The sequence below is a fragment of the Methylobacterium sp. ME121 genome, from assembly GCF_000974725.1.
In the GTDB taxonomy this organism is placed as follows: domain Bacteria; phylum Pseudomonadota; class Alphaproteobacteria; order Rhizobiales; family Beijerinckiaceae; genus Methylobacterium; species Methylobacterium radiotolerans.
Genome location: NZ_BBUX01000048.1, coordinates 23150 through 45952, shown reverse-complemented (window position 1 = coordinate 45952; position 22803 = coordinate 23150). Strand labels below are relative to the sequence as shown.

At 66.4% G+C, this 22803-nt stretch carries 25 protein-coding genes and 1 pseudogene; 17 read left to right on the top strand and 9 right to left on the bottom strand.

The genetic code is table 11. The features are described 5' to 3' along the window. Positions 1-453: 453 nt before the first annotated feature. The 3 genes from ME121_RS23300 to ME121_RS23295 form a co-directional block, all read right to left on the bottom strand. Entirely contained in the window at positions 454-723 is a 270-nt protein-coding gene (locus ME121_RS23300) for a GCG_CRPN prefix-to-repeats domain-containing protein (protein ID WP_024830641.1), read from the bottom strand. Positions 724-936: 213 nt separating this feature from the next. After that, a complete protein-coding gene (locus tag ME121_RS34115; protein WP_179240026.1) occupies positions 937-1113 on the bottom strand; it encodes a flagellar basal body-associated FliL family protein in 177 nt (58 codons plus the stop codon). 551 nt (positions 1114-1664) lie between these two features. Then, on the bottom strand, positions 1665-2033 hold the full coding sequence (locus ME121_RS23295) for a hypothetical protein (protein WP_179240025.1): 369 nt from the start codon (positions 2031-2033) through the stop codon (positions 1665-1667). Between the two features lie 95 nt (positions 2034-2128). Here ME121_RS23295 and recD2 point away from each other — a divergent pair, with 95 nt between their 5' ends. The 6 genes from recD2 to ME121_RS34105 all read left to right on the top strand — a co-directional run bounded on the left by recD2 (position 2129) and on the right by ME121_RS34105 (position 7231). Next, entirely contained in the window at positions 2129-4333 is a 2205-nt protein-coding gene (recD2, locus tag ME121_RS23290) for an SF1B family DNA helicase RecD2 (RefSeq protein ID WP_059409651.1), read from the top strand. Between the two features lie 378 nt (positions 4334-4711). Further along, positions 4712-4894 (top strand): DUF3606 domain-containing protein, encoded by a 183-nt coding sequence (locus ME121_RS23285; RefSeq protein ID WP_029359293.1) that lies wholly within the window; start codon positions 4712-4714, stop codon positions 4892-4894. Between the two features lie 45 nt (positions 4895-4939). Then, the gene (locus ME121_RS23280; protein WP_053622062.1) at positions 4940-5653 is read left to right on the top strand and encodes a hypothetical protein; all 714 of its coding nucleotides are present in this window, start codon (positions 4940-4942) and stop codon (positions 5651-5653) included. A gap of 404 nt (positions 5654-6057) precedes the next feature. Next, complete coding sequence (locus ME121_RS34110) at positions 6058-6504, top strand: hypothetical protein (protein ID WP_127991289.1); 447 nt, start codon at positions 6058-6060, stop codon at positions 6502-6504. Positions 6505-6797: 293 nt separating this feature from the next. Beyond that, positions 6798-7055, top strand: coding sequence for a hypothetical protein (locus tag ME121_RS23275; protein WP_059409650.1), 258 nt, complete (start codon positions 6798-6800; stop codon positions 7053-7055). Continuing rightward, entirely contained in the window at positions 7052-7231 is a 180-nt protein-coding gene (locus ME121_RS34105; protein ID WP_127991288.1) for a hypothetical protein, read from the top strand. The genes ME121_RS23275 and ME121_RS34105 overlap by 4 nt, the downstream gene beginning before the upstream one ends. Positions 7232-7643: 412 nt before the next feature. Here ME121_RS34105 and ME121_RS23270 read toward each other — a convergent pair whose 3' ends face one another. Continuing rightward, positions 7644-7796: a hypothetical protein gene (locus ME121_RS23270; protein ID WP_246753213.1), complete on the bottom strand. Its 153-nt coding sequence runs from the start codon at positions 7794-7796 to the stop codon at positions 7644-7646. A 299-nt stretch (positions 7797-8095) separates the two neighbouring features. Between ME121_RS23270 and ME121_RS23265 the strand changes: the two genes are divergently transcribed. Beyond that, positions 8096-8593 (top strand): hypothetical protein, encoded by a 498-nt coding sequence (locus ME121_RS23265; protein ID WP_053622064.1) that lies wholly within the window; start codon positions 8096-8098, stop codon positions 8591-8593. Between the two features lie 33 nt (positions 8594-8626). Here the strand turns inward: ME121_RS23265 and ME121_RS23260 are convergent, their stop codons facing one another. Beyond that, complete coding sequence (locus ME121_RS23260) at positions 8627-8929, bottom strand: hypothetical protein (RefSeq protein WP_053622065.1); 303 nt, start codon at positions 8927-8929, stop codon at positions 8627-8629. Positions 8930-9156: 227 nt separating this feature from the next. On the opposite strand from ME121_RS23260, the gene ME121_RS34100 reads away from it, so the two are divergent. After that, entirely contained in the window at positions 9157-9327 is a 171-nt protein-coding gene (locus ME121_RS34100) for a hypothetical protein (RefSeq protein ID WP_164891288.1), read from the top strand. A gap of 92 nt (positions 9328-9419) precedes the next feature. Beyond that, a complete protein-coding gene (locus ME121_RS23255; RefSeq protein WP_029359286.1) occupies positions 9420-9611 on the top strand; it encodes a hypothetical protein in 192 nt (63 codons plus the stop codon). Positions 9612-9703: 92 nt separating this feature from the next. Here ME121_RS23255 and ME121_RS23250 read toward each other — a convergent pair whose 3' ends face one another. Both ME121_RS23250 and ME121_RS34095 read right to left on the bottom strand, forming a co-directional pair. After that, positions 9704-10195, bottom strand: a complete 492-nt coding sequence (locus ME121_RS23250) for a Ros/MucR family transcriptional regulator (protein WP_053622080.1) — start codon at positions 10193-10195, stop codon at positions 9704-9706. Between the two features lie 350 nt (positions 10196-10545). Beyond that, positions 10546-10656 (bottom strand): annotated as a pseudogene (locus ME121_RS34095) (transposase); the annotation flags it as partial. 369 nt (positions 10657-11025) lie between these two features. Between ME121_RS34095 and ME121_RS23245 the strand changes: the two are divergent. Together ME121_RS23245 and ME121_RS23240 are read left to right on the top strand one after the other, a co-directional pair. Continuing rightward, the gene (locus tag ME121_RS23245) at positions 11026-11871 is read left to right on the top strand and encodes an aspartate dehydrogenase (protein ID WP_127991284.1); all 846 of its coding nucleotides are present in this window, start codon (positions 11026-11028) and stop codon (positions 11869-11871) included. Between the two features lie 90 nt (positions 11872-11961). Then, the gene (locus tag ME121_RS23240) at positions 11962-13281 is read left to right on the top strand and encodes an MFS transporter (RefSeq protein WP_053622066.1); all 1320 of its coding nucleotides are present in this window, start codon (positions 11962-11964) and stop codon (positions 13279-13281) included. A 627-nt stretch (positions 13282-13908) separates the two neighbouring features. Here the strand turns inward: ME121_RS23240 and ME121_RS23235 are convergent. Continuing rightward, positions 13909-14943 carry an alpha/beta fold hydrolase gene (locus ME121_RS23235; RefSeq protein ID WP_059409649.1) on the bottom strand — a complete coding sequence of 345 codons (1035 nt, stop codon included), beginning with the start codon at positions 14941-14943 and terminating at the stop codon, positions 13909-13911. Then, positions 14940-15194, bottom strand: coding sequence for a fatty acid desaturase family protein (locus tag ME121_RS23230; protein ID WP_029359278.1), 255 nt, complete (start codon positions 15192-15194; stop codon positions 14940-14942). Before ME121_RS23230 ends, ME121_RS23235 begins: the two co-directional genes overlap by 4 nt. Before the next feature lie 374 nt (positions 15195-15568). Here ME121_RS23230 and ME121_RS23225 point away from each other — a divergent pair, with 374 nt between their 5' ends. From ME121_RS23225 to ME121_RS23200, 6 genes are all read left to right on the top strand, one after another. After that, positions 15569-17128: an ABC transporter substrate-binding protein gene (locus ME121_RS23225; protein WP_059409648.1), complete on the top strand. Its 1560-nt coding sequence runs from the start codon at positions 15569-15571 to the stop codon at positions 17126-17128. Next, a complete protein-coding gene (locus ME121_RS23220; RefSeq protein WP_059409647.1) occupies positions 17125-18708 on the top strand; it encodes a GMC family oxidoreductase in 1584 nt (527 codons plus the stop codon). The genes ME121_RS23225 and ME121_RS23220 overlap by 4 nt, the downstream gene beginning before the upstream one ends. Positions 18709-19104: 396 nt before the next feature. Beyond that, positions 19105-20067: an ABC transporter substrate-binding protein gene (locus tag ME121_RS23215; protein ID WP_059409646.1), complete on the top strand. Its 963-nt coding sequence runs from the start codon at positions 19105-19107 to the stop codon at positions 20065-20067. A 56-nt stretch (positions 20068-20123) separates the two neighbouring features. Continuing rightward, complete coding sequence (locus ME121_RS23210) at positions 20124-20948, top strand: ABC transporter ATP-binding protein (protein WP_348648828.1); 825 nt, start codon at positions 20124-20126, stop codon at positions 20946-20948. A 1-nt stretch (position 20949) separates the two neighbouring features. Then, complete coding sequence (locus tag ME121_RS23205; protein WP_083461070.1) at positions 20950-21795, top strand: ABC transporter permease; 846 nt, start codon at positions 20950-20952, stop codon at positions 21793-21795. Between the two features lie 47 nt (positions 21796-21842). Further along, a complete protein-coding gene (locus ME121_RS23200; protein ID WP_059409645.1) occupies positions 21843-22763 on the top strand; it encodes an acetamidase/formamidase family protein in 921 nt (306 codons plus the stop codon). The last annotated feature ends 40 nt before the right edge of the window (positions 22764-22803 follow it).

The window sequence follows — 22803 nt, the reverse complement described above, 5'->3', positions numbered from 1 at the left end:
CCGGTCGCGCTGCTCCCGGCGGCTGTGCCGGGAGATGCGGCGGCGGGCGCGAGGGTGCTGGTTCGCCTCATCGCTCTCCGCCGCCGAAGAGCAGCCTTCCGGTTGACCTTCGCATCCCCAGCCCGATCAAACTGGCCGCGAGGTCGGCAGCACCCTGGGAGCGCACGCTCCCGGGGTGTTCCTGCGTTCCGGCACGGAGTGCCACGGCGATCAGCCGACCGCCCAGAACAGCGGGAGCGCGCCGGCCAGGAACAGGGCCGAGGAGACGAGCACCGCGAGGCGCTCGCAGTGCTCGAGAATGACGGCGCGGGAACGGGCGAACAGGGCACGGCCGGGGGCGGGGGCGAGGACGTCAGGCCCGCCCCTGAACCGTGACGGATCGGGGGTGGCGCGCCGTCCACAGGGGTCCGTCGGCCCGTGTCGCGGCCGCGTCACAGGGGCCGGGGGTGCTTGCTACCAGTACCGGTTCGGCCAGCAGCGCCGCCCGCCGCGACCGAGATGAAAGCCGCGCGGGCAGGCCCGACCGACATACCCGCCCCACTGGCCGCCGGCGCGGCACCCGCCATACGGCCCACGGTGGCCGTAGGGCCCGCAGCCGCCGTAGACGTGCTGGATCAGCCCGTCCTGCGCGGCGGGGAGCGGCGACCCCGGGACTGGCAGCGCCGAGGCCGGCACGGCGATGCCGACGGTGAGCAGTGCCGCGGCGGCGAGTGACTTGAGCATCAACCCATCTCCAGATCTTGGCGGAGCCGACCTCCGTCGGCGCTGCCCGAATACCTGGTTCCGTTGAAGACCGGGTGTCACGGACCGCTTTGATTGCCCGTATCGCGGGAGCCTTCCTTTAAGTCCCGCCTCGATACTGCCGATCCACCCGCTCAGGCGCCCGCCGCGCCGACGATGACGGTGTTCGCTAGATCTATGGCCTGGGTCGCCAGCTCACTTTGGGAGAGCCGTCGCCGATCCGTCGCTCTGCCGCGAGGCGGTATGCTGCTGGCTGCCGGTCTGCCAGGTCCAGTAGCCCGCGATGGCCCCCGCAAAGACGAGCCCCACGACGACGAGCGCGATCACCAGAGGTTTGAGGTCGCGCTTTTCCCGTTTCCTGGATCCGTCCACGAAGCCTCCTCTTGGCTTGCCTTGAACTGTCTGCGCGCCGGACTGGATCGGCCGGCGGCCCCTCTCTCCGGTCAACCGGCCGGACGCCAACAGAGATCCGGGGTCGCGCGGCCGAACGAGGTTCGTCGCGGGGTGTCCGTTGGTCGCCGGTCTCCTGCCGAGCGGATCGGTGGCCGTCAGGCCAAATAGCTGCGCGGCACGCGTGCCTCGGCGCGGCACATCGGTCCGCCGCGTGGTGCCGGTTGCGAGGTCCGGTCAGCGCGCGGCCGCGTCGTCGCGGAAACCGCGGGTATCGAAGATCCGCCGGACGACGCCGGTGCGCTTCGCCCCCTCGAGCCACGCCGTGACGTAGGCGGGCGGCAGGTCGGCCCTTCGGAACGGCGACGGCGACTTGCGTCTGCTGGAAGCCGCCCGCGACGATCCGGGAGCCCGGGATCTGCGCGACCACCGGCCGTAGCGTGTGTTGCGAGAGCGCGAAGGCATCCGCCTGCCCAGCGCGCATGCGCGCGAACGCTTCAGCCACGGACGGGACGGGGAGGGCTGCGTCTGGGTCAGCGTGCGGGCGGAGATGCGGATCGTCGTCGTGCCCACGATCGCCACGACCCGGAGGCCTGGTCGATCCACCTGCGCCCCTCAACCATTAGACCGAGAAAGCGAATCGCATCCGCGATGTCCGGCTCGGTCTTACACCAGAAGAACGCCGGGTACCGCTCCGCGCGATCGGCCGGGCCGGTGTAGCCAAGCTGGCGGTCGAAGCCCACCTCGGTGAACCTTGGCTCGCGACTGTCGAAGGAACGCTGATAGGTGAGCGCAAGGTGCTCGCTGAGCGCGTCGGCCAGCATCTTCGTCACATCGAACGTGGGTGGTGTCTCGCAGATTGAATGAACGCCGACACGGCCCGCTGTGTCGATCAGCACCATGACATTAAGTGACCGGCGGCCCATACTGCGGAAATGCCTCGGAAAGTGTCGGGGCGTCGATCTCCGGGGCAGGCTCGTAGGATCTCATAGCCGCCGTGGCTACGCGCCCATTCCCCGGCTCGGCCGGTCCAGAAATCGAGGCGCTGGCCGGTACCATCGAGCGCGTCACCTTCCACAGCCCGGAGACCGGCTTCTGCGTGCTTAAGGTGCAGGCGCGGGGCAAGCGCGACCTCGTGCCGGTGATCGGGCACGCCCCCGCCATCGCGGCCGGCGAGTGGATCACCGCCACCGGCATCTGGCACACGGACCGCCAGCACGGCGTGCAGTTCAAGGCCGACACCCTGAAGGTCACGCCGCCCACCGGGGTCGAGGGCATCGAGAAGTATCTCGCGTCAGGCCACATGCGCGGCATCGGCCCCGCCATGGCTAAGCGCATCGTCGCGGCCTTCGGCGAGAGCACCTTCGAGATCATCGAGGCTGAGCCGCAGCGCCTGCCTGAAGTCGCCGGCATCGGCCCGAAGCGCGCCGCCCGCATCATCGCCGGCTGGGCCGAGCAGAAGGCCGTGCGCGAGATCATGCTGTTCCTGCACGCTCACGGCGTCGGAACGGCGCGGGCGGTGCGGATCTTCAAGACCTACGGCCACGAGGCCATCGCGGTCATGACCGAGGATCCCTACCGGCTGGCCAAGGACATCCGCGGCATCGGCTTCAAGACCGCCGACGCTATCGCGATGAAGCTCGGGCTGACCCCGGAGGCGCCTCAGCGGCTGCGCGCGGGCATCTCGTTTGCCCTTCAGACGGCGACCGACGGCGGCCACTGTGCCCTACCTGTGGCGGAGCTGATCAAGCTCGCGGGCGAGCTGCTCGGCGTCGAGGCAACGCTGATCCGTTCGGCGCTGCTCGACGTGCTGGAGACCGGTGAGGTTGTGCAGGACATCCTCGGTGATAAGGCGTGCATCTTCCTGGCCGGGCTGCACGCCGCCGAGCGGATGATTGCCGAGCGGCTACTCCGGCGAACGAAGGGCACGCCGCCCTGGCCGGAGATCGACCTCGCTCGGGCGCTGCCCTGGGTCCAAGAAAAGACCGGCAAGGCACTGTCACCTTCGCAGAGTGAGGCCGTGCGCCGTGTGCTCGGCGCCAAGCTCGCGGTGATCACCGGCGGTCCAGGGGTCGGCAAGACCTCGACGCTCGACACGATCCTGCGCATCCTGCGGGCGAAGGGCATACAGGTGCTGCTCGCCGCCCCGACTGGCCGAGCGGCCAAGCGCATGACTGAGCAGACGGGGCTTGAGGCCAAGACGATCCACCGCCTGCTGGAGATCGACCCGAAGCACGGCGGCTTCTCGCGCAACGAGGAGAACCCGCTCGCCTGCGACCTACTGGTGATCGATGAGACCTCGATGGTCGATGTGCCGCTGATGAACGCCCTGACCAAGGCGGTCCCAGAGCACGCGGCGCTGCTCTTGGTCGGCGACGTTGACCAACTGCCCTCCGTTGGACCTGGGCAGGTATTAGCGGACGTCATCGCTTCGGGGGCTATCCCGGTGGCGCGACTGACCGAAGTGTTTCGACAGGCGGCCGAGAGCCGGATCGTGGTGAACGCACACCGGATCAACGCCGGCAAACTGCCCGAACTGGCTGGACGGGGCGCGGACAGTGACTTCCACCTGATCGAGATCGAAGAGCCCGAGGCGGCGGCGGCGACGCTGATCGAGGTGGTGACCCGGCGCATTCCGCACCGCTTTGGACTCGACCCGGTCCGCGACGTGCAGGTGCTGACGCCGATGCAGCGCGGTGTGCTCGGCGCGCGCAACCTCAACCATGAGCTTCAGGCGGTGCTGAATCCGAATCCCTCTACCTCGGTGGAGCGGTTCGGCTGGCGCTTCTCGCCGGGGGACCGGGTGATGGAGAGCCAAAACGACTACGACCGGGAGGTGTTCAACGGCGATCTCGGCACGGTGGCGCGCATCGATGAGGACGAGGGGGCGGTGATCGTCGATTTCGAGGGTCGGAAGGTGATCTATCCCTACGGTGAACTCGACACGCTGGTACCGGCCTACGCCACGACCATCCACAAATCGCAGGGCTCGGAGTATCCGGCGGTGGTGATTCCGCTCGCCATGCAACATTGGACCATGCTGGCGAGGAACCTCCTGTACACGGGTGTGACCCGCGGAAAGCGACTCGTCGTGCTGCTGGCACAGCGCAAGGCGCTGGGGATCGCGGTCCGCGGCGGCAACATGCGGCCGCGCTGGACCAAGCTTCATGAATGGCTCAAAGCGACAGCACAACCTCAGTGAAGGTTGTCACGAACGGGAACGCAATCGAATGTATGGTGCATGACCGACCTGATGCCACTCGACGCCGCCTCCATGCCAGTATCTGTGCGCGATTCGTCGAGGGCGTGAACGGCCTGCGCGAGCACCTGTTTGAAGCCGACCACGAGGAGCCCAGCCAACCCTGCCTCATGCTGCGGCTCAGCTTCCACGAGCTGTCCTTTTCGTAGCGTTGAATGATCGCCGCCCTCGCGGAGGCCGGCCATCACGTGCGTTAGCGAGGGGCTCAGATGCCGGATGCTAAAGGTATCACTGCGGCTTACCGCAGCCCTATGCACGGACCTCGTGAGGACGTTCGCTAGGTCTTTCCCAGATCACCTGTCACCAACCAACAGGATCCCCATGGCCGGCCTCAAGGACAAGCGTGGCTTTATCGACAGGGACCGCCTCGATCTGTCGGAACGCAAGGCTGTCGAGTTCTGGATCAAGCGCTGGGGTGTGACGCAGGACCAGCTTACGGCCGCGCATCGCAAGGTCGGTCGAATGACCAAGGACATCGCCGCCGAGCTAGGCAAGAAGCGTTAGGGGCGCGACCGCCCCAACGAGATAACTCCTCAAGGGACGTCGTTGATGGCGAGGCCGCCGCACCCTGATCGCGTTCGGACCAGTGCCCTGGACTTCTGGTTGGCCCGGAGCGCCATCGCCTGCGTGGCTGGCCTCCAGTTGCTCGTTGTGAACGACTTCTCGCTCGGACCTCGCTGGCTCGCCCCGACGCTCGAACTGGCGCTGCTGGTGCCACTCTCGGCCGCCACGGCCTGGAACCAGGGCCGGGCGCGACGCGCCACGACAGACGCACACTGGGCCGAGGTGCACCGCCATCATCGCCTGATCCGCAGGATGGCTCTCTTCATGACCACGCTGATCACCGTGACCAATACCGCCGCTCTTGTAGCCCTGGTCCACGCCCTCCTGAATGGCAAGGCAGCCGGCGGCCCGACCTTGCTCGTGGATGCCCTCAATATCTGGGGCACCAATGTCGTGATCTTCGCCCTGTGGTTCTGGACGACGGATCGCGGCGGTGCGGCGTTGCGCGGCCACCCGAGTGCGCGGGATCCAGACTTTCTGTTTCCACAGATGACGCTGCCGCAGCAGGATACGGCTGACCCGTTCGTGCCGGGCTTTGTGGACTACCTGTTTCTGGCCTTCACCAACGCCACCGCCTTCTCGCCCACCGATACGCTACCGCTGACGCCGCGCGCGAAATTGCTGATGATGGCTGAGGCGTTGGTCTCCCTACTCACGGTGGCTCTGGTCGCCGCGCGTGCCGTCAACATCCTGGCATGATCAGGCCGCAGACCTGAAAGGCCTACCAGGTTCAGGCGGCGAGCCGCACGCAACCGCGTCAGGATCGGCTCGCGCGCCTGAGCCAGCGCCGCCGATGGGCGCCGCGGTCGCGCTTTTCGTGCAGGTTGACCAAGCTCGAGGCTGGTAACCGATCCCATAGGCCACCGCGCGGCTACACCGACTACGGCAGCCTTGATCGATCTTGAGCGGCTTGAGATGCAGCGGCGCGACCCAGACAAAGTCGGCCGCGTACCGGTTTCTGCAACCCGCGCCACGCCGATAAATCGCTCCGTGATGCGCATCGTAAACAAGAATTAACGCTGTGCGGGCATCATTCTTGGTCAGATCGATTAGCCGTTCGGACCGACAAGGTCCGCTTAACTGACATGAGAGACAGCCGGTCCATGCCTCGCCTGCTCGAACTGATGCATTGGAAACTTCAGATGCTTTTTGCATGGAAGCCAACACGCGCTCAGTTGCTGCCCCTGGTCCTTGGGGTTTACGCCATAGCGGGTTGGGGAGCCTACGCGAATAAAGCGTCGGCCAACCGCGATCTCACAGCTCAGGTCAGCCTTCTTCAAACCGAGCGAGACGGATTAGTGGGTCGCCAGAAAGAGTTGGAGCAGGCGAACATGGACCTCGTTCGTGAGTGGCAAGGCAAACTCGCCTCTGCCCGCGCGGAACTCGGCCAAGCTATTGCGGCCCGTGACGCAGCGAAGGGGCAGCTTGCCGGTTCACAGCGCGAACTCGTCGCTTCGAAGAAGCGCTTTGAACAAGCTCGTGATCGGGTATCTGAGACGGGCAGCATCAAGCCGGCCGAGACGTCGAAGAAGGCTGGAAGTAAGCCATAGAGGCGCCCGACAGGCCGGTCTTTGGCATGATGAAGTCGAACCAAGCTGCTTCTTTTGGGGTAAGCCTTAGGGGCCCTGGTTGCGAAGCCGTGACCATGCCCTGCTGATGCGATGCGTCGCGATCTTCGTCGCCGATAACTGCCGAAAGCCGCGCTCTGGCATTTTGGGGATGGAAGCGCCAAAGCCGGCGATAAGGCCAACTCAACCCTGGATTTTGTTCCTGTTCTGTTCTAAATAGCCTCACGGATCGAGCCCCTGTTCAACCCCTCGGTTGCTCCGAGCTACCCCGTGTCATGGCCGATACCGAAATCCCGCCACTCAGCCCCGACGACGCCAAGCTGATCCGCAATGAGCGGGCGAAGCTGACAGCGATGTGGGTCAACGGCGTCGCCGTCGCCTCCGTGGCTGTCGGCGGCATCTCCCCGTCAGTGGCGATCTTCTCGGGCACCGCCAGCGCGCTTACAGCCAGCGCTCTCCTGGTTAGTTGGAGTCTCTTGGCAGGTATACTACATCTGGTGGCCAGACGCCTGCTTGGAGCCCTGCGCGCGTGAGCCTGACGCTCGCACAGATGCTTGTTCTTTTTCTCGGCCCGCTCGTTCTAGCGACGATGGTCGGCATTGTCCTGTGGCTGACGCACGAGAAAGAGTCCGACCGCCTCAAGCGCGTCGAAGTTGATCGTGCTATATGGCTCAAATATCAAGCCGATCATAAGACGAATAGAGAGTAGTCAATCTTCAAATTTATAGGCCATTGCCATACGGATTTGACGAGCTCGAGCGCTGGCAGATCGGCGACCTGGCCTTCTTTGACGCGGACCTGTGGGGCCTTGCCGCGATCCGCAGGCTCGTCGGGGATGTCGACCCGCGATAGCTCGGTGCCGTCACGCCCACCGAACCGCTCGCGTCGGCCCGCGGCCACCAGCTCGAGGCCCTTCGCGCCTGCCTTCTCTACCCGCAGGAACTGCGCCGCAGCGCCTATCTGTCGGCCAAGTCGGTCCTACGCAAGCGAGGGTTTGTCGAATTCCGCTCGGCGCCTGGCCCGGGGCGTCGCGAGGACGCGTGGTTCATCACTGCGGCCGGCCGTGCGCATCTCGTGGAGATCGACGCAAGCAAGCCGTGCGGCGGGCGCGCGGCCGGAGCCTAAAGCAGGCTGCCCGACGTCGGCGCGGTGAGCGTCTTGCCCGCAGGGGTCACCAGCTTCGAGAAGGCCGACGCGGCCGCCGACGCCTGCGCCTCGGACGGGAAGGTCCGGTCCAATTCCATCACCGTCAGATGCGAGGCGTCGAGCAGCACCTAGGTCCAGAGGTGGCGGCCGGTGGATCGGATCTCGAAGTGCACGGCTGGCTCGGTACGCAGCTGGACATAACCGCACCTTGCGCTCGAAAAAGGCCCGAGGCGTTAATGGCTTGGCCCGGCGCAACATCCTGCGCCGGCTCACATCGCGGTTGCTCCCGACATCCTTGCAGATCACCGGCGGGGTCAGCCGCGCCCCTTAGCCGCGAGCTCGCAAGTTTGGCGCGGGGGCGCGGAGCTGTTGAGGGGGAAACCCGAGGGCGCCTCGACAGGCATGCGGCAGCCGATATTCTGACCGCATGTACGCAGTTCTCATTCTAGCTTTGGTGCTGTGCCTGATCTCGCCGGCGGGCGCTGCCAGTCGCCGCGATAGCCGAACGCTCGCGCAGGCAGCCTACGTTCTGAGACATGCGCTGCCGATCACTTCGACGAAACTCAAGGTCTTATCGGCAGACCGCGCGCTGCTGACCGGCGGGGATGATGGCGCGGTGATCGTCACGCGGATCAATCACTGCTCGTACTCGATCATGTCGACCCGAGTTGGCGGCTATAGAATCAACTTCAGCCGCCTGTACGGGACGTTCGAGCGTGAGGGGACGGCAGAAGCTGCGCGGATCGTGCTCCCCGGCAATAGCGATGCTGCGTGCTCCATGCCACTCGACGGTCCCGATCAGTGCGCCTCCACGGTCATGCTGAAGCGCGTGAGACCACAACAGGAAGCCACTCTGCTTGCAGGCGTGACCTACCTTCTCGACCGAGGCTGCCGCGCATCCGCCGCGCCTGTTGACCGCCCCTAATTCGAAGGCCGGCTCAGCCGAAGCAATCAGCAGCTACGCAGCTCTGCTTCTGGCCGCGATCTCCCAGACCGGCGGCCCCCACGTCCGCCCGGGCGTGGCCCGGTAGCCGGAGAAGCGATCGAACACAGTCCGGTCAGGCTCGACGCCGACGACCCGACTGTGGGTGACCATCAGGGCGCCGGCATACCCGACGCGCAGGAAGCCGTGCTCCGGGCCAACTTCAGCAGTGGGCATGCCGGCTTTTAGATGCTCATGCGCCACGATGATCCCAACCTTTTCGAGCCGGCGCACGACGCCCTGAACGCTGCCTGTCTCAGGGCTTAGAGTCTTGATCATCTCGCTCGCGGCATGCCGACCAGCTTTTTCGCCTCGAGTGGCAGGAGAAGGCGAGCCGCTCTTCGGCGGCATGGATCGGGATTGTCTCACCCGTTGGAGCCGGTACGCGCCTCGATTCGGCGTCAGGATGACCGGCGGCGATTAGAAAACGCGTGCGGTCTGACGCAAGCAAGCCTTAAGCCTAACGGTCTATATGTCGGCTATCGCGTTGCATTCCGATGTTAACTATGACGCTCGCACTATTTGCTGCCCTGATCGCCGGGGCAGTGTGTCTCGGCATGATCTCTGCGCTCGTGCCGCTTCAGCGCCCGCGGCAAGAGATCGAGTTGGCGGATCTTAACGAGGACGAGTTCTTCGACATCGGAGGCCCCATTATCGATTTGCAGGCTACGCGCTGAAAGCGCCTCTTGCGAGCTAACCGTTCGTCGGTCGACGGGGCACTAAAAGGCGCGCCACGGCAAACCGGACAGATCAAAACGAGAGGTGCTTCGTGGACCCTCAACCCTTCACCATCGAGACCGAGGCCGAGGCCCAGACGTATCTGGCCGATCTCCTCAGGAACCCGAAGAATCGGTCGATGAGCGAGATTGCGAGACACTGCGCCCTGCGAATCCGCGACCAAAAGATCAAAGCATTTTTTCTAACCGAAGGCGCCACGATGCTTGCCGAGATGAAGGGATAGCGCCGAGACAAGGAAACCCGCGCCGGCGGACCGGGCGGGTTGAGGATCGACACTTGAGGTCTCGATAGCGGAGTGGCGAAACGCCCGGAACGTTAGGCGGCCTTGTGTCGGCCCTTCCGCTCTGGCTGAGCCACTTCGTCAATCAGCGCAGCCATTGCACCGGGTCGGCCGAGGCCGATCGCCTTGGCGAGAGCAGAACGCTGTTCAGCGTAGCTCGGGGCCACCATCGGATAATCTGCCGGCAAGCTATAGCGCTCGCGATAACTGCGCGGATCCAAGCCGTGACTGGTCAGGTGGCGCTTCAGCGTCTTGTAGGTCTTGCCGTCGATGAAGCTGACGATACCATCTTGGCGGACAGACTTGCGAATCTGGGCTGCGCTCGGCTTCTCGACCTCGGCCTGCAGGACAGCGCCAGTCGAAGGGTTCGGGGTGCCGGAAACGAGGCTGGCGATCGCGCCGTGCACACTCCGGATCAAGTCAGGCAGTTCGGCAAGGGGAACTGAGTTGTTCGATACGTAGGCGGCAACGATGTCGCCGGCCAGCTCTACGATGCCAGCGGCGTGGTCAATGTTTTCGCTTGTCACTTTAATCCTACTGCTTTTGATGGCTCGGGCAGACATGCCGCACGGCACGCCCATAGCCATATCGTGCTGAAAAAAGCAATATGCTTGGTATCAATACTTGGGATAGATAAAGAAATCCTAAGAACCTGTCGTGCACGCGGCATTGTGCAATACCGGAAGGCGACATGCGTGTCCTCACCCATCATCGGGCACGGACAACCAAAAAGCCCCGCGCGGCAGTGCCGGCGGGGCTGAAGTCGGGAGGAGCAATGGCGTCGCAAGCGGCGGGCCAGACGGCACGAATGAGCCGACACGGCTGAAGCCCGGCAAGCGGATGGATGCTTAAAAGAACGGAGGAAGCCCCTGAGACACGTCTGCTCGGAGATGCCCATCCGGCGCAGCACCTTCGCGGTCGACGTCCCGGTCTCGGCCTGCTTCAGTGCGAAGGCGATCTGCTCTTCGGTGAACCTGCTCTTCTTCACGGCTCTGCTCCTCCCGTCAGGGTCTTACACAACCGGAAGACTCGCACTCACGCCGGACCAACGCGATAACGGGACGTCAATGAGATCGAGCAGCTAGGCATTGTCGGGCATGTGTATCTCGCCACGGCGGGGCGACCAGGGTCCCACCCTCGAACACACGTGGCACGCTGCATGCCGCCGGCGGACTTGTGCGTCCGGCAAGAGACGGCCCGCGAACAGGCTCGCGCCGTCGCGGCTCAGCGCGGTTGAGCCTAGCCGCCGGTTCGCGGGCGGTCCAAAAAACGACTGATCCGTTTCGGCCCTCGGCATGGTCGATGCAGAGGGGTTCTGGTGACCGGCCGCCCCGGCTTCGGTGAACGGGAACTCAGCATGCTGCCGGAGGAAGTAGCCAGGTCGCCGATCCGCGGCGGGCGCGTCGCGATCGCCGGGCTCGGCACCGTCGGCCGGGCTGTGGCGCGCGCGCTCGACAGGGGCGCCATACCTGGCCTGAGCCTGACCACCGTCGCGGTCCGCGATGCCGCGAAAGCCCGGGCCGAGCTCGCGGCGCTCGACGCGCCGCCCGAGGTCGTTACCGCATTCGACGCCCTGGAGCCGTCGGCCGACATCGTGCTGGAATGCGCGCCGTCCCAGCACCTCCCGGCGATCGTGCGGCCGTTCGTGACGGCGGGCAAAACCGCCGTTGTGTTGAGCTGCGGGGCGCTGCTCGAGCACGAGGACCTCATGGAGACCGCCCGCGCCCACGGCGGTCAGATTGTCGTCCCGACCGGCGCCTTGCTCGGCCTCGACGCCGTGACGGCCGCAGCGGAGGGGACGATCCACACCGTGCGGATGATTACCCGCAAGCCCGTGCGCGGCCTCGTCGGCGCACCCTACCTCGTGGAGAACGGCATCGAGATCGCTGGCATCACCGAGCCGATGCGGGTCTTTTCGGGCAGCCCGCGCGAGGCGGCTCGCGGGTTTCCTGCCAACCTCAACGTCGCGGTCGCGCTCTCACTCGCCGGCATCGGCCCGGACCGGACCGAGCTCGAGATCTGGGCCGATCCCGTCCTCGATCGCAACACCCACCGCATCGAGGTCGAGGCTGACTCAGCGCGGTTCTCCATGACGATCGAGAACGTGCCGACCGACGAGAACCCTCGTACGGGCCGTATCACGGCTCTGTCGGTCATCGCCTACCTGCGCAAGCTCGCCGCCCCCCTCCGGGTCGGCACCTAACCGGGCTGAGCTGGCACAGCCCGTGCTGCCAGTCGGCTGCGCCCGGGCCAGCGTCCGCGCGCGGATGCCCTCTCAGACCCGGAGCGGTTCGTGACATCGACGAGCGACGAGATCCCGTCCGAGATCGAACGGGCGACGATGCGGCGTGTCACGCTTCGGATCATGCCGCTGCTGATGCTGGGCTTCCTCGTCGCCTTCATTGACCGGGTCAACGTCGGCTTCGCGGCGCTGCAGATGAATGCCGATGCCGGCCTATCCGCGTCGGTCTTCGGCCTAGGCGCGGGTCTATTCTTCGTCGCCTACTTTTTGTTTGAGGTGCCCTCGAACCTGATGCTCGAGCGGTTCGGCGCCCGCCTGTGGCTGGCCCGGATCATGATCACTTGGGGGTTCATCTCGGCGGCCACCGCGCTCGTCATCGGGCCGATCTCATTCTGCGCGGTGCGCTTCCTGCTCGGTGCGGCGGAAGCCGGCTTCTATCCCGGCGTGATCTTCTACCTGACGCACTGGTTCCCGAAGGTCTATCGCGCCCGGGTGATCGCCCTCTTCGCGGTGGCTGTTCCCCTGTCGAACTTCGTCGGCTCGCCGCTCTCAGCGGCGCTACTCGGGCTCGACGGCTGGCTGGGCCTGCGCGGCTGGCAGCTCATGTCGATCGTCGAGGCCGCGCCCGCCGTGATGCTCGGGCTCCTCGTCCTGAGGTATCTTCCGGAAGGGCCGGATCGGGCGACTTGGCTCGACGAGGGGCAGCGCGGCTGGCTCACCGGACGCTTGGAAGCCGAGCGCGCGGAGCAGCCAATGGTCCGATCGTCCGTCTGGCGAGTCATCCTCGATTGGCGCGTGCTCGCCGCGGGCTTGATCTTTGCTGGAAGCGTCGGCGCGAGCGCGTGTCTGTCGATCTGGCAGCCGCAGATCTTCAAGTCCCACGGCCTCTCAACCATGGAGATCGGCCTGCTCAACTCGGTGCCATTCGGAGTCGCGGCTGGGCTGATGGTGCTCTGGGCCCGACGCTCGGACCGCATGGGGGAGCGGGCGTGGCATGTCGCCGGGCCGCAGGCGCTCACGGCGCTCTGCCTCGCGGCGGCACTGGCCGCACAGGGATTCGGGCCGACGGTCGCGATCCTGTTCTTGGCGATCCTGGGGACCTACGCCGTCAAGGGCCCGTTCTGGGCAATGGTCACGGAATGGCTGCCGCCGGGCGCGTCTGCGGCCGGGATTGCGCAGATCAACGCCATCGGCAATCTCGGCGCCTTCGTCGGGACGTACCTGATGGGCGTGATCAAGGACGCGAGCGGCAGCTACGCGCTGGGCCTGCTGCCGCTCGCCCTGGTCACGGCCACAGGCGCCGCGCTGGCGTTGGGATTGGGCCGCACGCGCCCCCCGCTGGTCCCCGTCCTGACGGGCGAGCGGGCGTAGAAGGCAAAGCACGGCCCGCGGGCGGAAACCCGCGAGGCGGCATGGGTTGCAAGGCTCAGCTTGGATCACCGTCCGCTCTGCGCCATGTGGTCGTCGGCCCGCCATCGATATCCGGGATCACTTACCCAAGTAACCGAACGGCTATGCCACGAAGCGACGCGTCTCAATGCCACCGTATCCGATAGCTTCGAGGCAGCGCTCAGACGGGGGATGGCGTGCTCGCCGCGCAGGCGGACAGCGACCGGACGACACCCATCGTTTGTAGCGTGCGGCGCTCCGTGCTTCAAAATACGGGCCATCCCGTCGGTTCGCGAGATCGCGGGCGTCGCGCCCGAGGAAAGATGCCCCTTGCCGAGTTCAGCTTCTGTCCATCGCATGCTGCATGGCTGTGCTGAGTCCTCCAGGGCGGACATCCCGATTTTCCCGGGCGTTCAATGAATTAGGCCAACACTCGTTGACGCGCAAAGCGTCGGAAACGTTGGTACTACCTTCCTCTGCCGAGCCATGCCGACGCAGCTTGGCGTCAGGACAAACGCGAGCGTCTGCCGAGCTTCGATCAACTCATGCAATGGGCGCGTAGCGACGCTTGAGACGACTCTCCCCGCGATGGCGGATAGGCCGGGGCTTTCAGGACGCGCTCGCTTCTGCCGAGGCAAGGAAAGCCCGCACGGTGTGGCGGAGAAAGGCCGCATCGGCTGGGTTGGTCGAGGGATTGCCGGCGCGGTGGCCCCAGAGGCTCGGGATCGGCCGCAGGACGGCATCGCGCAGGTGCGGCAGTTCGGCGACGTTGTCGGCGACGCGGAAGTAGAGATCGGTCGCACCCGGCATCAGCAGCAGCCGGGCCGTGATCGCGCCCAGCGCCTGCGCGAGGTCGCCGCCGTAGCGCGGGTCGCGGCTGATGTCGCCCGCATCCCAGGTGTGGAGCTGCGCGTACAGATCGGCTGCCGGACGGCGGCCGAAGCGCTCCTCCCAGTCGGTGCGCAGGAAGGTGTCGAGGTCCGGGGCGCCGAGGGCGGTGCGGTGCAGGTCTGCCCGGTAGAAATCCTGGCTGAGCGCCCAGCCCGCGTAGATGCGCCCGAAGGCCCGGAGCGCCGCGGCGGGCTCGGCCGAGAAGCGGCCGGCGCCGCGATGTTCCGGCGCGGCCTCCAGCACCGTCATGAGGCCCTTCAGGAACACGCGGTTGTGGGTGGCGGTCCGGGCGCTGCCGCAATTGATCACCGCGCGGGCGACCTGCTCGGGAAACAGCGCCGCCCAGTGGTAGGCCTGCTGCGCCCCCATGGACCAGCCATAGACGGCGTGCAGACGCGCAATCCCCCACACTTCGGCGAGAAGGCGGCGCTGGGCGTGGACGTTGTCCCAGGCGGTGACGAGGCCGGGCCAGTCGGGCGTGTTCGACGGGCTCGACGACAGGCCGTTGCCGAACATGTCCGGGATGACGATGAACCAACAGCTCGGATCGAGCACCCCATCGGGCCCGATTAGCCATTCCAAGTCTGTATGCTGGGCCGAATAGCTCGTCGGATAGAGCACGACATTGTCCCGGGCGGCGGACAGCGTCCCATGCGTCTTCCAGCGCAGCTGCGCTCTCGGCAGCACCGCGCCCGACTGTAGCGTCAGGTCGCCGAGGTCGAAGGTTCCGGTGGCCGTCGCCCAACCGCTCACGGGCGCAGCATCCGCACGATTCCGACATGCCAGTGGGCGTAGTCTCGCTGGCGCATGCCGAGGCACAACGCCGCGCGGGCGACTGGCAGGCGATAGAACAGGATCGGCGGGTGGAGGCGATGCTCGGCGTGGAAGGGCATGTTCCACATGAGGAGCCGCATGAGGCCTTTGGTCAAGGCCGTGCGCATGTTGGTCGGGCCATTGTCGTCGATCGTGCGGAGCGTGTGCTCGGTTGGGAGGCAGAGCCGCATAAACGGCTACTCGAAGATCCGCGGCCCGATCCCCATTCCAGGGGTCCGAGCGCCATACCGACCAGACGGCCCCGGCCAGCATCAGAACATGCGCGTCGAGGCGGACGGCATCGCGCCTGTCCGAGGTGAGCGTCCGAGGTGAGCGACAGCACCGTCACCTCTGAGCCGGTGAGAACCCGTGCGCTCGTGGAAGCCGCTCGTTCCCTGAACCGTGTGCCCGCCTCGAAGACGCGCGAATACGGGATCATCCATGACGATCCCTCCGATCGTATACCGGCACCCCCGCATGCCGGCTCAAACGCGATCGCCAGCCGACGCGCGATCGGCTTGGTATCCGGCTTGCCTCTGCGGCCCAGGCAAAGGGCGAATGCGAAATGAGACGATCCTGGTTTTCCGGCCTATTCGCGGCCGTGGCGCTGCTCGCGCCGGGCTCCGCGGGCGCGGAAACGACGCTGAAGGCGGTGTTGGAAGCCGAGATCGTCACCCTCGATCCCTACTTCACCACGGCGTACATCACGCGAACCTTCGGCTTCATGGTCTACGAGACGCTGTTCGCGCCGGACGCGACGGGCGTGTTCCGGCCGCAGATGGTCGACACATGGTCGGTGACGGATGACCGACTCACCTGGCGCTTCACCTTGCGCGACGGGCTGCGCTTCCACGACGGCGCGCCGGTCCGGGCCGCCGACTGCGTCGCCTCGCTGCGGCGCTGGGCGGCTCGCAGCGCGCTGGGCGGCCGGCTCATGGACGTGACGGCTGCCCTCGACGCCGTGGACGACCGGACCTTCGTGCTGACGCTGCGAGAGCCCTACGGCCTCGTCCTCGACACACTCGGCACGACGTCGAGCCCCACGCCGTTCATCATGCCGGCGCGGCTCGCCGCAACGCCCCCGACGACGCAGCTCTCTGAGGTCGTGGGATCCGGTCCGTTCATCTACGACCGCGCCGCGCACGTCCCCGGCGACCATATGCTCCTGCGCCGGAACTCCGACTATCGGCCACGTCCCGAGCCGGCCGACTTCTTGGCGGGCGGCAAGGTCGTGAAGGTCGACGCCCTCGACATCCGCGTCATCCCCGACGGGGCGACGGCGGCGGGCGCCCTCGGCGTGGGCGAGATCGACTACATGCAGTATGCGCCCTTCGACCTGATCGCTCAGATGGAGTCCAAGAAGGGCTTGGCAGTGATGAACTTCACCGGCCCGCACAGGTTCACGGGCCACTATCGCATCAACACGGCGTCCAAGCCCTTCGACGACCCGGCCATCCGGCGCGTGCTGCTGCGGCTCGTCGACCAGCGCGAGGTCCTCGACGGGTTCGGCCTCGACCCGCGCTTCTCGCAAACCTGCGACGCTTTCTTCATCTGCGGCTCGCCCTACGAGACGCATGTCGGGACGGACCTCTTGCACGCCCCTTCAGTGGCGGCGGCACGGTCCGCTCTGAAGGAGACCGCCTACAAGGGCGAGCCGGTGATCGTGATGGTGGCCAACGATCTCGAGGCGGCGCGCGTGTCCTCGACCATCTTGGCCGATCGGCTGAAGGAGGCCGGCTTCACCGTCGACCTGCAGGTGATGGATTGGGCAGCCCTGCTCGCCAAACGCACCAAGAAGGCCGGCTGGGGCCTCTTCGGCATCCATGCGCTCGGGCTCGATCTCAGCTCGCCTTTGACCAACTCCGCGATCAACTTCAACTGCAAGGACGCGGCGAGTTCCGGGTTCATGTGCGACCCGCGCATGGTTGGCTTGTTCGACCGTTTCGCCCGCGAGCCTGATCTGAACAAGCGGCGCGCCATCGCAGGGGAGATCCAGACCATCGTCTACGGCGAGGGCCTAGTCGTCCCGTTCGGCCAGTTCGCGCAGCCCGCGGCTTACCGGACCTCGCTCACCGGTCTGATCCCCTCCGCTATCCCGCTCTTCTGGAACGTCGAGAAGCAATGAGCGCAGCCCCGTACGATATCGTCGTGGTCGGCGCAGGCTCCGCCGGGGCGGCTTTGGCAGCTCGCCTCTCGGAGGATCCGCGCCGCCGGGTGCTCCTGCTGGAAGCTGGACGCGACTGGCGCTCCGCCGATGCGCCGCCGGCGCTGCGCTCGGCCAACATCATCCCGTTCATGTATGACCCGGCACATCAGGCGGACTGGCAGTGGCCGGGACTGATGAGCCGGCGGACCCGTGCGCAGGAGCCCCGGTTCTACTGGCGCGGGCGCGCGCTCGGCGGCAGTTCGACGGTGAACGCGCAGATCGCGATCCGCGGCGTTCCCGCGGCCTTCGATGCCTGGGCGGATCAGGGATGCTCCGGCTGGTCAGCCGCGGATGTGCTGCCTCTCTTCGACCGGATCGAGGACGATGCCGATTTCGGCCCGGAGGACAGCTGCCGTCGCGGCGGTCCGCTCCCCGTGTATCGCGCGAAGCCGGATGCCTGGGGCGCGGTGGATCTGGGGCTCCGCGCGGCCGCCCTCGCAGCCGGCCATCCCTGGAAGGCGGATCTCAACGCGCCGACGGGCGAGGGCGTCTCGTGCAACCCGATCAACAGCCGCAACGGTCACCGGGTCACCACCAATGACGGCTACCTGGAACCGGCGCGCGACCGGCCGAACCTCGAGATCCGCTGCGAGGCCCTGGTCGACTGCGTCCTGTTCGAGGGCCACCGGGCCGTCGGCCTGCGCGTCCGCTTCGGTGCGGGGCCCTGGACCGAGATCCATGGCCGCGAGATCGTGCTGTGCGCCGGCGCCGTCCACAGCCCGGCGATCCTGATGCGCTCCGGGATCGGCCCGGCCGAGCCGCTTCGTGCCCTCGGCATTCCCGTCCGGCAGGCGCACGAGGCTGTCGGCCGCAACTTCATGGACCATCCGATCCTGCGGGCGACGCTGGATCTGAAGCCGGGCCATCGGGCGCTCGGCTCGGATGCGCGCCACACCAACTGTTGCGTCACGTACTCGAGTGGCCTCGCGGGCGGCGGCGAGCGCGACATGATCTTCGTCGCCTACAATCATCGGACCCTGACCGGTCCGGAACCGACGCCGCAGGGCGCCGTCGGCGTCGGGCTCTACGACGCGTTCTCGCGCGGGACGCTGCACCTCACCGCGCCCAATCCGGAAGCCAACCCGATCATCGAGGAGAACATGCTCGATGACCCGCGCGATCGCCTGCGCATGCGCGACGCGGTGCGCCGTCTCGCAGGCCTCACCGCGCATCCGGCCCTGGCCGGTCTCGCGACGGCGATCCGGTTCGGTGAGAGCCCGCTCGCGATCGGCGACGCCGCGCGCCTCCCGGACGACGAGCTCGATGCCCTGATGCTTGCCGAGGCCGGCGACATCCAGCACGCGGCCGGCACGTGCCGCATGACCGGCTGGCAGGACGCATCCGGAGTCGTCGATCCCGATCTCAAGGTTCGCGGCATCGACGGATTGCGGGTGTGTGACGCCTCCATCATGCCGAGCGATTGTCGGGCCAACCTGCACTTCACCTGCGTGATGATCGGCGAAAATCTTGCTCGACGGATGTCGAAGAGCAATTCCTAGTCAGAGCCGGATCGCCTTGCGCAGAACTGTCGGCATTCGATCGACGCGTCTTTGCGCCGCCCGCGGCGCGGCCGATCATGGACGAACGATCGCTGTTGAAGCGTAGCATTTGATCGGCTCTTCTTGTCCATTGCGGCGGCATGGATCAGACATTCTCGCTGCTTTCCGAGCTTGCAGACCGGATTTCATATCGAATGGTGCGCAATCTCCGCGAATGAGGGCGCGGTTTGGCAGCCAACTTGCTTGAGCGAATGCCCGACGGCAGCGGCCCCAGGATCTTGTGCTTCGACAGTCGCCCTTTCTCGGCACGCGCCCGACTCCCTCATCGACTCCCGCGGAGCTCGTATGCCTCAGCCCTGGTCGCCCCTGCTCCATCGGCGCTCGATCCTGAGAGGAATGACCGGCCTAGCGGTTGGCGCGGCATGGGCGCCGACCTCCGCGCGTGCCGCAGGACTCAAGACCGTCCGCTTCAGCGAGGCCGTCCACAACCTTGGCTACATCAACCTCTACGTCGGGATTCACGCCGGCATCTTCGAGAAGAACGGCCTCGCCCTGCAGGTGAGCGCCGCCGGGGGCGACACCCAGACCTTCGCGGCCGTGCTGGGGGGCTCGGCGGATTTCGCCATCGGTGACCCCACGATGGTGGTGATCTCGCGTGAGAACGGCGGGCCCGGGATGGTGGTCGGCACCGTTGTTCAGCGAGCCCACTACTTCGCGGTCTCGAAGTCGGTCGATCCCTTCACCGATCCGAAGGGCTTCAAGGGCAAGCGGATCGCCACCTCGCCGGAACCGAACACCAACTTCAGCGTGACCAAGCGCCTCATCGAGAGCAATGGGATGAGGCTCGGCGTCGACGCGACGATCGTGCCGGTGAGTCCCGGAACCGAGATCGCCGCCATGCTCGCCGGCGCGGCCGACATCGCGGTCGCCTACCAGCCCGGCGTCGCTCAGGCGGTGGCGCAGGGTGCAAAAATCGTGTTCGATTTCTCGAACTACGTCGGGCCGTTCTGCAATACCGGGATCATGGTGCTGCCCGGAACGATCCAGAAGGATCCCTCGACCGTGCAGGCCCTGGTGACAGCCTTCGAGGAGGCCGGGCGCAGAACCTACAGCGATCCCGATTATGCCAAGAAGGTCGCGCGGCTGGAATTTCCGGACCTCCCGGGCGACGTCGTGGACGCTGCCATCGATGCGGAGCTGAAGTATAAGATCCCCGCTTCCAGCGTCGTGACCGAGAAGGTCGCCTGGGAAAGCCTGATGAGCATGCAAAGATATCTCGGGAATATCAAAGGCACGCTCACCTTCGATCAGGTCGTCGACAATACGTTCGCCGACAAGGCCGCAAAGCGCGCCGGCTGAACGGCGTCCCCGTGTCCGAAGGTACTCTGCAAGCGGTGGGCCGCCCCGGGTCTCCCGTGCCTCCGCTCTCCGTCGAGCATCTCGCCAAGGCGTATCGGACGGGCGGTCGCATCCTGCCTGTCGTCGGTGATCTCACCTTCGCGCTCGCCCGCGGAGAGATCGTCGCGATCGTCGGCCCCTCGGGCTGCGGGAAGACCACGCTCCTCAACGCCGTCTGTGGTCTCACGCCGACGGACTCGGGCCGCATCCTCTGGAACGGCGTGCCCCTCGACCGGCGCGGCCGCACGCCCAGCGGGATCGGCTACATGTTGCAGAAGGATCTTCTGCTGCCCTGGCGCACGGCCCTCGACAACGTGAAGCTCGGCACCGAACTGCGAGGGATGCCGCGCGGTCTGGCCGACGAGCGGGCGCGCGCGCTCCTCGACCAGCTCGGTCTGCACGGTTTCGCTGGGGCCTATCCCGCGACCCTGTCGGGAGGCATGCGCCAGCGGGTGGCGCTTGCCCGCACCCTGATCAACGATCCGGAGGTCCTGCTGTTCGACGAGCCCTTCGCGGCGCTCGACTTCCAGACGAAGCTGCTGATCGAAGCCGACACGGTGCGGCTCGTGCGCGACGGCGGCAAGTCCGTGCTCCTGATCACGCACGACATCGAGGAGGCCGTCTCGATTGCCGACCGGGTCCTCGTGCTGAGCGGGCGGCCGACCACCGTCAAGGCCGCCTACACGATCGACCTCGACTGTGCGCCCGACGACATGATCGGGGCCCGGGAGAGTGCCGGCTTCAGCGACTACGTCCGCCAGATCTGGGCCGATCTCGATATCCCACGCACCACGGTCGGCGGCGCCGGTCGTGGCATCAGCCGCGCTGCAGCGAGGTCCTGAGATGTCGGACGCCGCGACCGGACCGGCAACCGTGATCGGGACGAGCCGGGATGCCCCGCCCGCACCGCCGCGCGACGGTGCGCGCCTGCGCTCAGGCGCGCTCGTCCTGCTGGTGCAGATCGCACTTCTCGCAGCCCTGCTGGCGGCCTGGGAATGGCAGACCCGCCAAAGCCCGCAATCCTCTTTCCTGTTCGGCTCGCCCTCGGCGATCAGCCGGTTCCTCTGGCAGGGTCTCGCCGACGGCACGCTCCTGCGCGATGCGGGCGTGACGGCCCTCGAGACGGGGCTCGGGTTCCTCATCGGCAACATCGTGGGCACGCTCGCCGGTTTATCGCTCTGGTACTCGACCTTCGTCTCGCGGGTCGTCCAGCCCTTCATTGTCGCAATCGGCTCGATCCCGATCATCGCGCTCGCCCCGATCATTATCATCTGGTTCGGGACGGGGCTCGCCTCGAAGGTCGCGATGTCGACGCTCTCGGTCGTCGTGGTCGCCCTCGTGACCTCCTACAAGGGCGCGCTCGGCGTCGACCCGGACCAGATCAACCTCATGCGGACCCTCGGCGCGCGGAAGCCGCAGATCTTCGCCAAGCTCGTGGTGCCGTCGAGCCTCGCCGATATCTTCGCTGGCCTGAAGCTCACCGTCGGCTTCGCGCTGATCGGTGCCATCGTCGGCGAGTTCATGTCGTCGTCCGTGGGCCTGGGCCACGCCATCTTCCAGGCAGGATCCCTCTACGCGATCCCGAAGGTCTTCGCCGCCCTGGTCGGCACGATCGCGCTGGCCCTTATCCTGACCTTCCTGGTCGGCCGGGCCGAGCGGCTGCTCATGCCCTGGCGGGATCGTCACTGACCCACGCCACCCCTGGACATCAACGCCATCGTTATCAGGAGCCCCGTGTGACGCAGCGCATCAGCAAGCAGGGAACGATCAAGTACGCCCTCTCGGGCGACGAGCCCTTCGTCGCGACGATCGCACCGGGCGAGATCGTCACGGTCGAATGCGTGATCAACATCGGTGACGGCGTCATCAGGGAACTCGGGCAGAACCTGACCGAGGCCGACGTCACATTCCCGTTCGTGAATGGGGCAACCGGCCCGATCGAGGTCGCGGGCGCGAAGCCGGGCGACATGCTGAAGGTCGAGATCCTCGACATGGAACTCGGCCAGCGCGGCTACAGCTCCCTCTGGCCCGGGCACGGCATGTTCCCGGACTGGGTGCGCCGCAAGGAATGGGGCATCCGGACCAAGGTCGTCGACGTGCACGACGGCCATGTGATTTGGAATGACCGGCTCCGGCTGCCGGTAAAGCCGATGGCGGGCGTCATCGGCGTCGCGCCGGTCCACGGCGCGGTCCTGACGGTCGACAACGGCACGCATGGCGGCAACCTCGACGTTCAGGAGGTCACAACCGGCAATACCGTGATGCTGCGGGTCGAAAAGACCGGCGCGCATTTCTTCATCGGCGATTGTCACGCGCTTCAGGGCGACGGCGAAGCGGTCGGCATGGGAGCGATCGAGATCGGTGCGAACGTGACCCTGCGGGTGAGCCTCGTGCCAGCGCCGGCGCGGCTCGGCCACCCGCGGATCGAGACGCCCACGCATATCTGCACACTCGGCTGCGCCCGCCCGCTCGAGGACGCGATGCGCATCGCCTTCGCCGACATGATCTACTGGCTCGCCGATGAGTGGAACATCCCCGAGCCGGAGGGTTATCTGCTGCTCGCGCAGATCGCCGAGGCGCGCTGCACGCAGATGGTCAATCCGAACTATACGTACATCTGCAAGGTGCCGAAGTCGATACTTGCGGCATTCCAGTGAATTCATGGGCATATCCGCCATCCGATGATGGTCCGGACCC

What these genes read in the sequence shown, in the direction of transcription:
- ME121_RS23300 (WP_024830641.1), bottom strand. Translation starts at nt 723, where the DNA reads ATGCTCAAGTCACTCGCCGCCGCGGCACTGCTCACCGTCGGCATCGCC.
- ME121_RS23295 (WP_179240025.1), bottom strand. Translation starts at nt 2,033, where the DNA reads ATGGTGCTGATCGACACAGCGGGCCGTGTCGGCGTTCATTCAATCTGC.
- ME121_RS23285 (WP_029359293.1), top strand. Translation starts at nt 4,712, where the DNA reads ATGGCCGGCCTCAAGGACAAGCGTGGCTTTATCGACAGGGACCGCCTC.
- ME121_RS23280 (WP_053622062.1), top strand. Translation starts at nt 4,940, where the DNA reads ATGGCGAGGCCGCCGCACCCTGATCGCGTTCGGACCAGTGCCCTGGAC.
- ME121_RS34110 (WP_127991289.1), top strand. Translation starts at nt 6,058, where the DNA reads ATGCCTCGCCTGCTCGAACTGATGCATTGGAAACTTCAGATGCTTTTT.
- ME121_RS23275 (WP_059409650.1), top strand. Translation starts at nt 6,798, where the DNA reads ATGGCCGATACCGAAATCCCGCCACTCAGCCCCGACGACGCCAAGCTG.
- ME121_RS23265 (WP_053622064.1), top strand. Translation starts at nt 8,096, where the DNA reads ATGTACGCAGTTCTCATTCTAGCTTTGGTGCTGTGCCTGATCTCGCCG.
- ME121_RS23260 (WP_053622065.1), bottom strand. Translation starts at nt 8,929, where the DNA reads ATGATCAAGACTCTAAGCCCTGAGACAGGCAGCGTTCAGGGCGTCGTG.
- ME121_RS34100 (WP_164891288.1), top strand. Translation starts at nt 9,157, where the DNA reads ATGACGCTCGCACTATTTGCTGCCCTGATCGCCGGGGCAGTGTGTCTC.
- ME121_RS23245 (WP_127991284.1), top strand. Translation starts at nt 11,026, where the DNA reads ATGCTGCCGGAGGAAGTAGCCAGGTCGCCGATCCGCGGCGGGCGCGTC.
- ME121_RS23230 (WP_029359278.1), bottom strand. Translation starts at nt 15,194, where the DNA reads ATGCGGCTCTGCCTCCCAACCGAGCACACGCTCCGCACGATCGACGAC.
- ME121_RS23225 (WP_059409648.1), top strand. Translation starts at nt 15,569, where the DNA reads ATGAGACGATCCTGGTTTTCCGGCCTATTCGCGGCCGTGGCGCTGCTC.
- ME121_RS23220 (WP_059409647.1), top strand. Translation starts at nt 17,125, where the DNA reads ATGAGCGCAGCCCCGTACGATATCGTCGTGGTCGGCGCAGGCTCCGCC.
- ME121_RS23215 (WP_059409646.1), top strand. Translation starts at nt 19,105, where the DNA reads ATGACCGGCCTAGCGGTTGGCGCGGCATGGGCGCCGACCTCCGCGCGT.
- ME121_RS23205 (WP_083461070.1), top strand. Translation starts at nt 20,950, where the DNA reads ATGTCGGACGCCGCGACCGGACCGGCAACCGTGATCGGGACGAGCCGG.